This is a genomic window from Vibrio sp. S/42/10, from assembly GCF_029890535.1.
Lineage (GTDB): Bacteria > Pseudomonadota > Gammaproteobacteria > Enterobacterales > Vibrionaceae > Vibrio > Vibrio cyclitrophicus.
In genome coordinates this window covers 89,406-104,399 of record NZ_JAKMZC010000018.1, presented here as the reverse complement: position 1 = coordinate 104,399, position 14,994 = coordinate 89,406, and the positions used below count along the sequence as shown (strand labels likewise).

11 protein-coding genes are annotated in these 14,994 nt (G+C 44.3%); 2 read left to right on the top strand and 9 right to left on the bottom strand.

The window, feature by feature from the left end:
* Nucleotides 1–1,918 (bottom strand): transketolase (gene tkt / locus L8S15_RS18075; RefSeq protein WP_102385604.1); only part of this gene is annotated, 1,918 nt, incomplete at its 3' end.
* 87 nt (nt 1,919–2,005) lie between these two features.
* A complete protein-coding gene (gene tal / locus L8S15_RS18070) occupies nt 2,006–2,956 on the bottom strand; it encodes a transaldolase (protein WP_010430444.1) in 951 nt (316 codons plus the stop codon).
* 459 nt (nt 2,957–3,415) lie between these two features.
* Between tal and L8S15_RS18065 the strand changes: the two genes are divergently transcribed.
* Complete coding sequence (locus L8S15_RS18065; protein WP_010430443.1) at nt 3,416–4,420, top strand: sugar-binding transcriptional regulator; 1,005 nt, start codon at nt 3,416–3,418, stop codon at nt 4,418–4,420.
* Nucleotides 4,421–4,667: 247 nt separating this feature from the next.
* Here the strand turns inward: L8S15_RS18065 and L8S15_RS18060 are convergent, their stop codons facing one another.
* The 7 genes from L8S15_RS18060 to moeA form a co-directional block, all read right to left on the bottom strand.
* Entirely contained in the window at nt 4,668–6,971 is a 2,304-nt protein-coding gene (locus L8S15_RS18060; protein ID WP_280574518.1) for an EAL domain-containing protein, read from the bottom strand.
* 366 nt (nt 6,972–7,337) lie between these two features.
* Nucleotides 7,338–8,198: a sulfurtransferase gene (locus tag L8S15_RS18055; protein WP_016768163.1), complete on the bottom strand. Its 861-nt coding sequence runs from the start codon at nt 8,196–8,198 to the stop codon at nt 7,338–7,340.
* A 51-nt stretch (nt 8,199–8,249) separates the two neighbouring features.
* A complete protein-coding gene (locus L8S15_RS18050) occupies nt 8,250–8,564 on the bottom strand; it encodes a hypothetical protein (protein ID WP_010430437.1) in 315 nt (104 codons plus the stop codon).
* A gap of 184 nt (nt 8,565–8,748) precedes the next feature.
* The gene (locus L8S15_RS18045) at nt 8,749–9,360 is read right to left on the bottom strand and encodes a hypothetical protein (RefSeq protein ID WP_010430435.1); all 612 of its coding nucleotides are present in this window, start codon (nt 9,358–9,360) and stop codon (nt 8,749–8,751) included.
* 11 nt (nt 9,361–9,371) lie between these two features.
* The gene (locus tag L8S15_RS18040; RefSeq protein ID WP_010430431.1) at nt 9,372–11,507 is read right to left on the bottom strand and encodes an LruC domain-containing protein; all 2,136 of its coding nucleotides are present in this window, start codon (nt 11,505–11,507) and stop codon (nt 9,372–9,374) included.
* Nucleotides 11,508–11,752: 245 nt separating this feature from the next.
* Nucleotides 11,753–12,502, bottom strand: a complete 750-nt coding sequence (gene moeB / locus L8S15_RS18035) for a molybdopterin-synthase adenylyltransferase MoeB (RefSeq protein WP_065101405.1) — start codon at nt 12,500–12,502, stop codon at nt 11,753–11,755.
* A gap of 12 nt (nt 12,503–12,514) precedes the next feature.
* A complete protein-coding gene (gene moeA / locus L8S15_RS18030) occupies nt 12,515–13,750 on the bottom strand; it encodes a molybdopterin molybdotransferase MoeA (RefSeq protein WP_280574515.1) in 1,236 nt (411 codons plus the stop codon).
* 202 nt (nt 13,751–13,952) lie between these two features.
* On the opposite strand from moeA, the gene folE reads away from it, so the two are divergent.
* Nucleotides 13,953–14,606, top strand: a complete 654-nt coding sequence (gene folE / locus L8S15_RS18025; RefSeq protein WP_010430425.1) for a GTP cyclohydrolase I FolE — start codon at nt 13,953–13,955, stop codon at nt 14,604–14,606.
* Nucleotides 14,607–14,994: the final 388 nt, after the last annotated feature.

Here is a 14,994-nt window from a genome sequence, read left to right as displayed (position 1 = left end):
CTGGTGCAGATTCGCCGAACGTTGTCATACCGATGATCTTGCCACCGAAACCAACGTACTTGTACCAGAAGTCAGCGATGCCAGCTTCTACAGCGATACGTGCAGTTACGTCAGATGGAAGTACAGACTCGCGGTATTCAGCGTCTTGCTTGTCGAATGCGTCAGTTGCAGGCATAGAGACTACGCGTACTGCTTTACCTTCAGCTGTTAGTTGTGCTGCTGCTTCAACAGCAAGCTCAACTTCAGAACCAGTCGCGATCAGGATAAGCTCTGGTTTGCCTTCGCAATCTTTCAGGATGTAACCACCCTTAGCGATGTTTGCCACTTGCTCAGCGTCACGATCTTGCTGTGCAAGGTTTTGACGAGAGAAGATAAGTGCAGAAGGGCCATCTTTACGCTCAATTGCCAGTTTCCAAGCAACAGCAGACTCAACTTGGTCACATGGACGCCATGTGCTCATGTTTGGAGTCAGACGTAGAGAAGCGATTTGCTCAACCGGTTGGTGAGTAGGACCATCTTCGCCAAGACCGATAGAGTCATGAGTGTAAACTTGGATGTTCTGAGTTTTCATCAGAGCAGCCATACGCATTGCGTTACGAGCGTATTCCATAAACATTAGGAACGTTGCGCCGTAGGGTACGAAACCACCATGCAGAGCGATACCGTTCATGATAGCCGTCATACCGAATTCACGTACACCGTAGTGGATGTAGTTACCAGAGAAGTCATTTGCTTCAAGAGACTTAGAACCAGACCACATAGTCAGGTTAGAAGGCGCAAGGTCAGCAGAGCCGCCCATGAATTCAGGTAGCATAGCACCGAACGCTTCTAGAGCATTTTGAGATGCTTTACGTGATGCGATGTTTGCTGGGTTAGCTTGAAGATCGGCGATGATTGCTGATGCTTTCTCTTCCCATTCAGCAGGAAGGTCACCGTTTACGCGGCGTTTGAATTCAGCTGCCAACTCAGGGTATGCTGCTTCATAAGCTGCAAGTTTCTCGTTCCACGCTGCTTCCTTAGCTGCGCCTGCTTCTTTCGCATCCCACTCTGAGTAAACTTCCGACGGAATTTCAAAAGGACCGTGCTCCCAACCTAGTTGCTTACGAGTTGCTGCGATTTCATCAGCGCCTAATGGTGCACCGTGACAGTCGTGCGTACCTGCTTTGTTTGGAGAACCAAAGCCAATCACTGTTTTAGTACAGATTAGAGTTGGACGAGGGTCTGCTTTAGCTGCTTCGATAGCCGCGTTGATAGCGTCAGCATCGTGGCCATCAACGGCTGGGATTACGTGCCAGCCGTAAGCTTCGAAACGCTTAGGTGTATCGTCAGAGAACCAACCTTCAACTTCGCCATCGATAGAGATACCGTTGTCATCCCAGAAAGCAACCAACTTACCAAGACCTAGCGTACCTGCTAGAGAACATGCTTCGTGAGAGATACCTTCCATCAGACAGCCATCACCCATGAATGCATAAGTGTAGTGGTCTACGATGTCGTGGCCTTCTTTGTTGAACTGTGCCGCAAGTGCTTTCTCAGCCATCGCCATACCAACAGCGTTAGTGATGCCTTGACCTAGAGGGCCAGTAGTCGTCTCGATACCTGGTGCGTAGCCGTACTCTGGGTGACCTGGAGTCTTAGAGTGCAGTTGACGGAAGTTCTTAAGATCTTCAATTGAAAGCTCGTAACCTGCTAGGTGAAGCAGAGAGTAAATCAGCATTGAGCCGTGGCCGTTAGACAGGATAAAACGGTCGCGGTCAGCCCACTCTGGGTTTGCTGGGTTGTGGTTTAGGTGAGAGCGCCAAAGTACTTCAGCGATGTCAGCCATGCCCATAGGAGCGCCTGGGTGACCAGAGTTTGCTTGTTGTACGCCGTCCATGCTTAGAGCACGAATAGCGTTAGCTAGATGTTTGCGATTCATAAGAACTTCCGAATAAAAATTAAGAAAAACAAAATTGATAAAAGTAGGGGAACTGAACGTTCCCCTATTTGAATTTGGTAAGAGTGATTACAGCTTAGCTGCAATCATGTCTTCTAGTTTGCCTTGGTCAACTGCGAAGTTGCGGATGCCTTCAGCTAGCTTCTCAACAGCCATTGGGTCTTGGTTGTGATCCCATAGGAACTCAGCGTGAGTCATCGCTGCAGGGCGCTCTTTAGTACCGTTAGAGTCGATTAGCTTCTCTACTACTTCGCCTTCTGCTGCTTCTAGGTCTGCTAGAAGTTGAGGAGCGATCGTCAGACGATCACAGCCTGCAAGTTCAAGGATCTCGCCGATGTTACGGAAGCTTGCGCCCATAACAACAGTCTTGTAACCGTGGTCTTTGTAGTAGTTGTAGATGTCTGAAACAGAGATTACACCTGGATCTTCTGAAGCTTCGAAATCACGACCTTCTTTCGCTTTATACCAGTCCATGATGCGACCAACGAAAGGAGAGATTAGGAATACGCCAGCTTCAGCACAAGCACGAGCTTGAGCGAAAGAGAATAGAAGCGTTAGGTTACAGTTGATGCCTTCTTTCTCTAGGATTTCAGCAGCACGGATACCTTCCCAAGTAGAAGCCAGTTTGATAAGGATACGGTCGTTAGTGATGCCAGCGTCGTTGTACATTTTGATAAGTTGACGAGCTTTAGCAACGCTGCCTTCCATGTCGTAAGAAAGACGAGCATCTACTTCTGTAGAAATACGGCCAGGTACAACTTTAAGGATTTCTTTACCGATGTTTACGTTAAGCATGTCGCAAGTGTCTTGAACTTGCTGTGCTTTGTCATCGCTTTGCGCTTTAGCGTATTCGATAGAAGCATCGATTAGAGGTGCATACTCAGCAATTTGAGCAGCTTTAAGAATTAGAGATGGGTTAGTTGTCGCGTCTTCTGGTGTGTACTTACTGATAGCTTCGATATCGCCAGTGTCAGCTACAACAGTTGTTAGTTTACGAAGTTGCTCTAATTTATTGCTCATTTTGATCATCCTATGTATCGCATAACACCCCTTTAACGGGAGAGGTGCGGGCATTTGCAAGCTAACTAATGAAGCGCTCAATGGTTGTACCAGTGAGCCGAACTTACATTAATTTAAATTTTTCTCCGAACGAACATTTGCACAGAACATTTGATCGCTCGATGAGTAAATGATGTAGCCATATTTATCCGTTCTAGCCCCAAAGTCAACGGTAAATAGTGCTGTATGGTGACTTTAGTCAAATATATTTCGCTCTAGTAATCATGGGGACTATAAGCAAACGTTTAACAGCTAATATGGCGTTAATTTGTCACCGTTAAAAACCTGGTTAACACCCTGAACAAATGTTCCTTGTTGTTACATATGTTCAGGGTGTAAACTTGTGTATCACATGCTTAAGCATCGAACATTAGTCCTCCAAGCAGGTAAAATAATTGTTAAATATTGGTTGAGTGGTATATGAGTAAGAATATCCAAGATGTTTCCGAAGAAAACACTGATCTCCTCACTGAAGTCGCGGTCGCTTATTATCAAGATGGCGCGACTCAAGAAGAGATTTCCAAAAAGTTCTCTATTTCTCGTGCAAAGGTTGGTCGAATGCTCAAACAAGCCAGAGATGAAGGTATTGTTGAGATAACCGTGAAATATCACCCAGTATTCAGTGCCAAGATAGAACAGCGTTTGATTGAACGTTTTGGTGTGAAGCGTGCTCTGGTTGCGTTAGACCAGCCGAATGAAGAACAACAACGTCTTCAAGTAGCAGGCTTGGTGTCTAATTATCTTACCAGCACATTGAAAAATGGCATGGTGGTGACGGTTGGCCAAGGCCGAAACGTATCGTCGGTTGCTCACCATACTGGTGTTATCACGCCACGTGACTGTAAGTTTGTATGTGGCATCGGCGGTATTCACCCGAGAGGTGGTATGTTTAACGCCGACCATATATGCAGACAGTTGGCTAAGAAGTACGGCGGTTCATCAGAAACCTTATACGCCCCCGCTTATGCAGAGAATAAAGCACAAAAAACCGCGTTTATGGAGAACAGCACCGTTAAGCAAACACTCGATCTAGCTCGTAAAGCCGATGTCGCATTAGTGGGTATTGGTGATATGAGTGAAAACAGCTATATGGTCGATTTAGGTTGGTTTACACCTGGTGAAGTCGTTCAATCGAGGTTGTTACAAGGTGTCGTCGGTGACTTTGCGGGTTACGACTTTTTCGATGTACACGGCAAAGCTGCCAATACAGTAATGAGTGACCGTGTGATTGGTTTGGCCTTGGAAGAATTTCGCCCAATTGCTGAAGTTATTGCTATTGCAGCTGAGAACAGTAAACCTCTCGCTCTATTAGGCGCACTAAGAACTGGTGTGGTAGATGTGATTGCAACTAGTGTAAGTAATGCTTTAACGGTACTTAACTTGGATGAGCAAATGAAGCATGTTGAACTGATTGATAAAAACTAAAGAGAAGACAAAGGAGATATACTTTATTGTCCTATCCCTTGTTGTTCTTACGAATGCTCTGCTCCAGTCAAAATGGATATTTTACCTAAGCGACATTTATTCAGGAGAATGGATAATATGTTTCTTCTTGCTCGTCATGGTTCAAATCAGTAGTGATTGTACTCACTTAACTCAGTGTCCAAAACTGTTGGTGTTGATCAGATTTTAGTATCAGTAATATGCGACTATTTATACCAAATAATCAAAACTAAGATAGAGACACGGTTAGATCCGTTTCCTCAGTTAGAGTGGTGGCTAAAAACTGACATAGTTGATCGTAAGGAATAGGTCGTGAGAAGTAATAGCCTTGCATTAAATCGCACCCACACGCCTTTAGAATAGAGAAGTGTTCGTTGGACTCTACGCCTTCTGCCAATACCACCATGCCAAAGTTTTTGCCTATCGCAATGATGTTTTGCACCATCGTGAGCGACTGTTGGTCTATAGCGATGTTCTCAATGAAACTCTTATCAATTTTAAGCTCATTAATAGGGAGAACTTTCAGCATACTTAATGAGGAGTAGCCGGTACCGAAGTCATCGAGAGATATTTTTATATCCTTCTCTTTCAAGGCTTGGAAAATAGGTTTCACTAAGGTTACGTCCTCAATGAATAGGCTTTCGGTAATCTCTAATGTTAGGCAATGAGCAGAAAATTGATATTTTTCTAACGTAGCGAGTAAGTGTTCAGAGAACGACTTATGAGAAAACTGGCGAACCGATATATTAATCGACAATCCAATGTTTTGTTCAGTCGTTCTATGTAGATGAGCGATTTGCATGACGCTCGATTCAATGATGAAAGCGCCCAATTTTTGCATTAAGCCAGTACTTTCAGCTATGGGTACAAAGACATCGGGCGGAACAAATCCAAGCTCGTCATCAATCCAACGCACCAGTGCTTCAACGCCATGAATGCTCTTATCGGTGCGGACCAGTGGTTGAAAAACCATAAATAGAGTTTGTTTTTCGATAGCAATGCGTAGTCTTTGTTCCACTCGCATTTTGTAGATATGGGCATCTTGCATTTCTGTCGTAAAAATACTGTATGAGTTTTGCTGTTGTTTTGCTTTGTACATTGAAATGTCGGCAGAACGGAGCAAGCTATCTAAATCTTTCCCGTGTTCAGGGAAACAAGCGATACCAATGCTACAGCCTAACAAAAACTGCGAATTTTCAACTTCATAAGGTTGAGATAGCACATCAATAATTCTTTCTGCGAGCCGTTTAATCTCGGGTTCGTTGGTTAATGGCGTTAAGAACAAAAACTCATCACTGGATTCCCGTACCACTAAGCTCAAGCGTGAGCGGAATCTCATTAAACGCAATGCAATCTGTTTGAGTACTTTGTCACCGAAATCGTGTCCGTGAGTATCGTTAACGCATTTAAAATTATCGATGTCGATAAATAGTAGAGAGAATTGCTCTGACTCATTTTTTACCCAATTATGAATGTTTCTTCGCATGTATAAGCGATTGGGTAGGGACGTTAATGGGTCGTGATTAGCTTGGTAAATGAGTTGGCTTCGGGTTCGTTGCTCGTTCTTGGCGATTGATTTAACCAAAAAGTAGAAACCTAGCTGTAGAAAGATAAAGATAATGAGAAGAATACCGAACTCATTGATAAAGATGTTATCGACATAAGAGAGCTCAGTACGACCAACGACCCAAAGTTTGTAATCTGGGATGTATTTAGCGCTTAACAAAGCGTGGTACTTCTCGTCACTGATGACAAAAGAATAGGTGTTTTTTCCTGTTGCAGCGTCTTTGATGCTTATGCCAATTTGCTCATTAAAACTCTTAGAGATGCGTTTCATTACATCCTGCCCAACGGGATCTGAGTAGGCATCGAGTGATTCGATATCGCTGGAAAAAAACTGTCGGTAGTTGTCGAGTCGAAGTAACGTTAATGTGTTGTAGCTACCGGCGTGCGCATTGTTTTCAAAAACTATTGTGCTGTCCAAACGTAAGCCAGCAGTCATAACCGCAGCAATATTTTTGCCATCGATTGAAATAGACTTCCTCATTGGGATAATGAGGCTGTTTAAAGATTCTTGAAAGTAAGTACGACCCAACACCATTTTCTCGCTCGCCATAGCGTCCAAAAATGAAGATCTTGTTTCTTTGTACTGGAGCAGATTTTTCTGGTCAGATAGTTGAAGATTTGAGCTAATTGAAAGGTAATCACCTTGAGTATTGAGTAAGCCAAATGCAGCAATAGCAGGGTGTGTATCAAGTAATTTATCTAGAATAGGTCGAATTTGAATCGAAGCCGTCCGTGTAAAGTCAGACTGCTGGGCTAACTGGTGCCCAACTACTTCCAATAAGGCTTCTTGACTGGTTAATAGTGAGCTGACAGAGCTTGAAAATAGCTCAACTTGAATATGCTGCTGCTCTGTGAAGTCATTTCTGTTTGACTGCCATTTAGTGACGCCCAGCCCAGCGAAAAGCATCAGGGTAAGCAGTACGATCAGAGCGTACAGCGACCAGATGTTTTTCTTAAATAGAGCCATAGGGTGCCTTTTGTTAGTTACTTCTTTTAACTGATTGCAAGTGACAAACTATTAGGTTGTCAGCGTTGTGCGTGTAACAAATCGATGAATAAAGTATCAAGGATTAAATAGTGTAACGACTACAAGCTGAGATTCTTGAGCGAAATATTAACTACAAAAATAACGATAACGATTAACCTAGAGCTGATCACAGTTTTTACTTATCAAACAACCACGCTTTCGAATCAACCGTTTTTAGATTGTGCTAGTTTCAAACTAAGATGAGATATCTCAGCCATAAAGAGCTTACTTTGTAAGGAGTCCTTATTATCTGTAAGCTCTTATGCATGCGTAGTATATGCTATCAATGGCATTGAGCAAAACGAATTACTTATGAGTGACGGCCATCGGCAGTTGTTCATTGGCACCCCATTCAGTCCACGAGCCGTCGTAAACTCCCATTTCACCTGAATAGCCAGCAAGTTTCGCCGCTAATAAAATGATGCAGGCTGTTACTCCAGAGCCACAGCTAAAGAACATGGGTTGAGAAGGGGTTAATTCTAACGTTGAAAAGATATCAACAAGCTCACTCTGGGGTTTTAGCTTGCCGTTATCGAGTACCTGTGCAAACGGTAGGCAAATTGAGTTTGGAATATGACCACTGCGCAAACCTTCACGTGGTTCAGGTACTTCTGAATCGAAACGCGCTTGAGAGCGCGCATCTAGAATGTTTGCGCTCTTGCTAGTTGAGTAACTCTCAATCTGCTGAGCATTTACAAAATAGTTATCTTGACTACTTCCTTCAAAATTCCCGGCTTGGATTTCGGTTCTATAGTGAGTGTCTGTAGCGTAACCGGCTTCTATCCATGCTGGCAAACCGCCGTCTAAGATGTATACGTTGTTGTGTCCCATCGCCATAAACATCCACCATGCACGAGGAGAGGCTAAGGTACCTGAATTATCGTAAACCACGATGGTGCTGTTTTGATTGATACCAATTTCTTGTGCCCGTTTATTGAAGTGTTTCTCGGTCGGGAACATATGAGGAAGTAGAGTGTGTTTGTTGCAGAAGTCTTTGTCGTAGTCAAAACGAATAGCCCCAGGAATCATCTGTCCTTTGATCTTTTCTGATTCGCTTGGAATTTGAAACTCGATACTGGCGTCGAGGATGACTAGGTCGCTTTTTAGCGAATGATTTTCTAGCAAACGTTGTTGAAGTTGTTCTGGTGAGATCAGTGGCTGATTCATTCTTGTTATGTCCATTTTTTGTTGTGATAGCTATTACTGCTATAGCCAGTACTACGGTGCAGTAAGGCAATGGGCGAACTGGTAGCTATTTTGTCCGGTTATTTGATTGCTTAATGTATCAAGCACGACCACAGAATCAATAGGGCAGTCTGTCGTTGGTGGAATTGAAACGCGAAATATTTCGTTGCCTTGACTTTGAAGAGTGAGGTAGCGCCTGTGGCCATCTAGGGATTGAGTGAGTGTGTTCGAAATTACTTTTGCTTGAATGCGTTGACCTGTTTCAGATGTCATCGGGAAATAGGTGAGGGCCAACAATAAGCCCACACCACATAGTAAGATTAATAGGCCTATTTTTAATTGAGTCATGAGAGTAAGTCTTTGAAGGTTATATTTAAAATATAAGTGAGATTGGCGGTAAAGTGAATGGAACCAGCTGAGAAAGCTGAATTACCTGTTATTCGACGAAACGAAAAAAGTGAGCACGTATGCTCACTTTCTATCGATACAGAATCCGTTTTGTATCTGTTGACGACCAAACTGTTTCGACCGATTACCAGACGATCTGAGAATCACTGCTTGATACCACTTGTTGTAATGGCGGCTGACCATCGTAAAACCAAATCTCTATCAAGAGAGCTTCATGGTTTACCGGTGCTGAAAAGTTGGAGGCGAACATGCCATTGTGTAATGGGCCTGCAATCACTTTACTGGAGTAATCCGGCTTCAAGGTTGAATCGTCTCTTGTGCTAAAACGGCTGTAAACGGTCACGAAAGAACGATCTGTCGAGATATTACTGATGTCGATATCGAGCTCAAACTGTTCGACAGAGCTGTAGTCAAACCCGTCAGGCACTATTAGATCACTCATTGTATAGCTTTGCGCTGCGACTGTACTTGTCACGGGAGTTGGAGAAGGGTTTGCTGTTAGCACAGTAGAAGGTGTTTCTGGGGTCGACGGACTGGATTGCGATGGAGTAGATGTACTGCCACCACCGCCCCCACCTCCACAACCCACTAATGCCAGTGGAGTTACCACTAAAATAGTGACTAGTGATTTCTTGATGTTCCAAGTACTTTGCCCGGACATATGTTCTTCCTCAGAAAGGTTACGACTTGAGTCAACGTAATGATTTTCTTGAAACTGTTTTGTGTAAATAGTCATAACATCTCTCCTTATGGTTGGTAGCGTTGGTTGTCTGTAGGTGATAGATACCATGTCTGGTTCGTAGCTCCGCCTGATTCTGCGTATTGTTTGAACTCTGGGTAAGCGGTAACAATATCTACGTACTCTAAAGGCCATTCCCATTCATCGTCCGAAGTTACTATCAGCGCCCAAGGGTGATTTTCTGCGGTTTTGAAATATTTGCCGGTTGATGGATTACTGTCATCGACGCCTAATCCAGCCTCAAAGAGATTCGTGGTATCAAATGCCTCGGTTGGAGCTTGGTCTGGTAGGTGAACTTCCCAGCTGCGTCCTGGATGCAGAGGTAGATTTTCGCCGTGATAGTAACCTGGTGTTGCAAAGATGAACGGGTCGTAAGGCATGTCTGTCCAATTGTCAGTACTCACACCGTCACCAGCTAAGGTAATACCGATTTGGAATGAGAATTGTTCGCTGTCTTTACACGAGTTACTGGTTCGGTAGAAATTACACGACGTATCTGTTTTTGAAGTTAAGTCCTCAGCCGCAATAAATATAGCTTCACTGCGCCCTACTTCCATATCTAGGTCCGTAAAGATGCCATTGTGCTTCATGTAAGAGCTTCCGCTGCTCACTAAGCTCGGATCTAGATTCGGAAGTCGAACGGCGAATCCATTTCTATATGAAGCACCTACGGCTGCTAGACGTCCGTCGATGGTGGATTTCACTACTTTTCCGTCTTTAAGTATCTCTGTAATGCGGTACATAATTACAGCATCATTCATGTCGTAATCAGCTTTATAAGGCCAGTTATCTTCATAGGCCAGAGTGGCGTAGCCAGAAGCACTAGGGAAGTAGCGGGCTGTGGCTCCGTCATTAAGCACATCCACTTGAATATCAACGACCTCACCGGATGTAGAACCACCAAAGTAGCTCAGATTGGTTTGTTGGCTGAATCTAAAGCGAGCCCAAGTAGTACCAGTAAGTGCGTTGATGTCGACGTTAAGGAACAAGTCGTTCTCACCTGCATCCAGTTGGTAATCGGTAAATACTTGCTCATTAGCGCCATCAAAACTGCCATCTTGGTTCCAGTCAATCCAAGCTGAAAGATAACCGGTTGTTGAAGCTTCAATCACCACTTTTGAATCGAGTCCGGCTTCAAGTGCGGTAACAAAACCGATACCACCGTTTGCCCACTCGTCATCAATGCCGACACTTTCATCAGATTGTGGTGTGACATAACCATCCAAATCAGCATCTGGAGGTGTTGTTCCTAACCATGTGTTGCCATCAAGCTCATGTCTTGGGCCGTTACTTGCGAGTAGAGTTAGGTAGCTGTCTGGCGCATCGCCGAAATCGATGCTGGAATCTTCATCTACAACTGGGGCATTTGCACAACGAGCACCATCGTTCTGTCCAGACGCTGGACCATTCGATACAAACTCAACCGCAGGAACAATCCCAGCGGCTATGTTGGCAGCGTTTTCTGGTGATAAGTTGATGCGGTAGATCTTACCGTCTTGGTTTCGTGACACATAGTAGTAGCCGTTTACATCGAAATAGCCAGCTCCGAATGTTCCTGTTTCTCCTGTGTCACCGATGTAGGTTTCGGTACCAGTTTTAGGATTGAAGCTGTATAAGCCTCCGGAGTCATTATCTATACCATATAAAGAGCCATCACTTGGGTGAAAAGCAAAATCGGTGAGTTTTACAGTTGCGGGGCTGTTTGCAATCTTATTTACAGTGACGGTCGCATTTGGATCAGCATCTAAAGGAGATAGGTCAACGGTGAATAGCCCTTTGCCCGTGCGGTATAAGTAGTAAACGTGGCCATATACGTCACCTACATAAAAGGTGTGATCGGTTGGTAAGCCACTGGTATTGATAATTTCTGCTTGGAAGTCTTTGCCAAGACGCACCAAGCGTTTGTTGGTGGTGTCATAACCATAAATATATCTGTCTTCGAAATCGAAACCGACGCCGTTGATGTTGGCATTCATACCCGTGTCGTCTTCTAACAGGGTGGTTGAACCTGTCACTAGGTTTACACCCCAAACCTCGACGGGTTTAGACTGAAAGAGGTAAGCCTGACTCGGGCAAGTGTCGAATGGTGCGGCGTTGGCGAATAGGGGTGCACTCAATAGCAAACTTAACGTTGTAGTTCTCATATCTACATCCTTGTGATGGAAGTTATAGATACTTAATCAAGTTATATGCCATTTTTAACTTGCTGATTTTATGTTACTTTATTTCTATTGTTTTTGGTTTCTCAAAATGAGAATTCAAATGAAACCTAAATCTCATGTGCTATTTCAAATTGACAGGGCAATCTAGGATTCCTATTTTGAGTTACAAAAAAGCCCTGATTTTTAGTCAAGGCTTAGGTTTTCGATAAGAGTGGATATGAGTTAGTCTACCCACACACCAAACAATTAGGCATTTTCATTAAATTCATCTCACGCCAGCTGTGTGACATGGCATCGAGAATCAAGAGTTTGCCTTGTTTTGGTTGCCCGAATTTTGCAATCACCTTGATCGCTTCTAAAGCTTGAGCTGCGCCCACCATACCGACAACAGGCGCCATAACGCCGGCTTCAACACAGCTTAGAGCAGCATTGCCGAATAGAGCGCTCAAACACTGGTAGCAGGGTGCGTTGTCATCTTGATAAGTGAATACGCTAATCTGACCTTCCATACGAATTGCAGCACCAGAAACAAGTGGTGTTTTTGATGCGTAACATAAACGGTTCAATTGATTGCGCGTTTCTACGTTGTCGCTGGCGTCAAGAACAAGCGAGTGTGCTTCAACCAACTTTCCAAGCGCTTGGTCATCAAGTCTATGATCGACGGTCTCAACTTTTAGGTGTGGGTTTAACATCTGCAATGATTCTGCGGCTGAGTCGACCTTCTTCTTACCAATGTCAGCATCGGTGTGAAGCACCTGTCGCTGCAGGTTTGAAAGCTCAATAACATCATCGTCGATCAGCGTGAGCTTACCAATACCGGCAGTCGCCAGGTATTGAGCAGAGGCACAACCCAAACCGCCGGCACCCAGCACCAAGATTGAGCTCTGTTTCAGCGCTTCTTGGCCTTCAAAATCAAACTGTTTAAGAATGATTTGACGGTTGTAGCGAAGCATCTCAGCATCGGACAGTATTTCCATCAGCAAGCCTCGTTAGTAAAGCGTCGAGTTAAACAGTTGGATCTGAACCGTTTCGCCTACTTCAACACGGCCACGTTCACGTTCTAGTACCACAAAGCAGTTTGCCAAGCTCATCGAGCGGAAAGCACCAGAGCTTTGGTTGCCAGTTGTTTCTACCACAAACTGACCGTTTTCAATCGAGTAGATGCCACGTTGGTAATCAGTACGGCCTGGACCTTTTTTGAATGCAGACTTAGTAATAGCAGGAATCGATTCTGGTGCTGTCCATGCTGTGTGACCTGCAAGTTTAGCCAACATTGGCTGAACTAAAACATACATGGTCATCACCGCTGATACAGGGTTACCCGGTAGGCCACAGAACCACGCGTTATCCAATTCGCCGAATGCGAACGGTTTGCCCGGTTTGATTGCCAGTTTCCAGAAGCCGATTTGGCCAAGCTCTTCCAAAATATCTTTGGTGTAATCCGCCTCACCAACACTCACGCCACCAGAAGTCACGACCACATCTGCTATTTGCTGTGCTTTCTCGAACGTTTCTTTAAGCGTTGCAGGGCAATCTGGGATGATACCCAAGTCGATAGCTTCACAACCAAAGGCTTCGATTAATGGTTTAATACCGTAACGGTTACTGTCGTAGATCTGACCGTCTTCAAGCGGTTGGCCTAATGGTTTTAGTTCATCGCCAGTAGAGAAGAAAGCGACTTTAGGCTTATGTAACACTGTCACGTGGCTCACACCCAATGAAGCAATCATTGGAATGTCACGAGGTGTTAAACGCTCACCGCGACTAAGAACGATATCGCCTTGTTTGATGTCGTCACCAGTAGGGCGAATGTTATTGTTCAGCTTTATGTTGTCTTGTTGAATCTCAATACCAGCCTCAGTTTCGGCCGTATTTTCTTGCATGATGACGGCGTCACAACCTTCAGGGATCTTTGCGCCAGTCATAATGCGAATACAGGTATTGCTTGGCCATTCACCTTCGAACGGTTGGCCTGCAAAAGATTTGCCTGCTAATGGTAGTACATTACCGTTCTCTAGGTTTGCTAAGCGCAGTGCATAGCCGTCCATTGCTGAGTTATCAAAAGGAGGTACGAAAATAGGGGAAAGAATATCTTCAGCAAGGACATAACCTAATGCTTCAGCAAGAGGCAGAGATAAAGTCGTTTGGATTGGTTTGATTGGTGATAGCAGCTTATCTAGTGCTTCTTCAATTGGCATTAAGCCCGGAGCGTCGCAACAGCCCATAATTGAAATCCTTGATCGTTATTATTTTGATTTAGGTGCTCGGCCTTTCTGAGCTTATTAAAACTCGCCGACGAAATTGAAGTCACTTTAGCATAGTTTAAGCCCCGTAAATAATGACCTCCCTTAAAATATGGGTGTATTTCTTCAAAATTCCGAGTATCCTTGTTTGCCATCCAAAAGGGGTAATAGAAGAGGAAGTTCAATGCCAGGTCTTAGCGAATCAGCGAAGTTGGTTAAAGATGCGCTAGCAAGCCGTGGATTAGAGACACCAATGCGTCCTAACCAGGTGAGCCGAGAAGAGAAAAAGGAACGAATCGAACATCATATGCGTGAGATTCTCACTCTCCTTGAACTTGATCTTGCGGACGACAGTCTGGAAGAAACACCACAGCGTATTGCTAAAATGTATGTGGATGAGATTTTCTCTGGTTTGGATTACGCCAATTTTCCTAAAATCACCGTAATTGAAAACAAGATGGGTGTTCGCGAAATGGTTCGTGTAAAAGACATTACCGTGACCAGTACCTGTGAGCACCATTTAGTGACTATTGATGGTAAAACGGCCGTAGCTTATATCCCTCAAGGCAAGATTATTGGTCTTTCGAAGATCAATCGTATCGTTCGTTTCTTTGCTCAACGTCCTCAAGTTCAAGAACGCATGACGCAGCAAATTCTTGTTGCATTACAAACGCTACTAGAAACGGATGATGTTGCTGTAACTATGGATGCTGTTCACTACTGTGTGAAATCACGCGGTGTGATGGACGCAACTAGCGAAACGACAACGACAGCTCTGGGCGGTATTTTCAGATCAAACCCAGCAACGCGCCACGAGTTCTTACACGGTCTGCGTTAATACGTTTCGTTATTTGATGAACGCGATTTAGCCTCTGTAAATTGATGTTCGTTAAAAATAAATATTCTAAGCCTCGCTTTCTGCGAGGCTTTTTTGTACTTGTAATTAAGTTGACTACAATAACTGCGAATTTCGTCATTCCCTAGAGTGAAAAATGAGCGGAGTAGGGAGTCTGTTTATCTGTGTGCTTTCTGACTTGATACGAGAACCCGACTCAGTCGTTCCTCCTTCTCGAGGATGGCGGCGTGTGAGGTAAAATACGAGAGTGAGGGTTCAGTGTGTATTCTACGCCAGCCTTTTAGAAGCAAACGCTGCTGATCTTGCAGAATGAGCGACTTAGTCACTTTCGTCATTCCCTAAAGTGAGGAACGAGCGTAATAGGGAATCT

Excerpts from the sequence above, each read along its gene's own strand:
- L8S15_RS18045 (WP_010430435.1), bottom strand. The coding sequence starts at position 9,360 with ATGACTATTTACACAAAACAGTTTCAAGAAAATCATTACGTTGACTCA.
- tal (WP_010430444.1), bottom strand. The coding sequence starts at position 2,956 with ATGAGCAATAAATTAGAGCAACTTCGTAAACTAACAACTGTTGTAGCT.
- L8S15_RS18065 (WP_010430443.1), top strand. The coding sequence starts at position 3,416 with ATGAGTAAGAATATCCAAGATGTTTCCGAAGAAAACACTGATCTCCTC.
- moeA (WP_280574515.1), bottom strand. The coding sequence starts at position 13,750 with ATGGGCTGTTGCGACGCTCCGGGCTTAATGCCAATTGAAGAAGCACTA.
- L8S15_RS18060 (WP_280574518.1), bottom strand. The coding sequence starts at position 6,971 with ATGGCTCTATTTAAGAAAAACATCTGGTCGCTGTACGCTCTGATCGTA.
- folE (WP_010430425.1), top strand. The coding sequence starts at position 13,953 with ATGCCAGGTCTTAGCGAATCAGCGAAGTTGGTTAAAGATGCGCTAGCA.
- L8S15_RS18050 (WP_010430437.1), bottom strand. The coding sequence starts at position 8,564 with ATGACTCAATTAAAAATAGGCCTATTAATCTTACTATGTGGTGTGGGC.
- moeB (WP_065101405.1), bottom strand. The coding sequence starts at position 12,502 with ATGGAAATACTGTCCGATGCTGAGATGCTTCGCTACAACCGTCAAATC.
- L8S15_RS18055 (WP_016768163.1), bottom strand. The coding sequence starts at position 8,198 with ATGAATCAGCCACTGATCTCACCAGAACAACTTCAACAACGTTTGCTA.
- L8S15_RS18040 (WP_010430431.1), bottom strand. The coding sequence starts at position 11,507 with ATGAGAACTACAACGTTAAGTTTGCTATTGAGTGCACCCCTATTCGCC.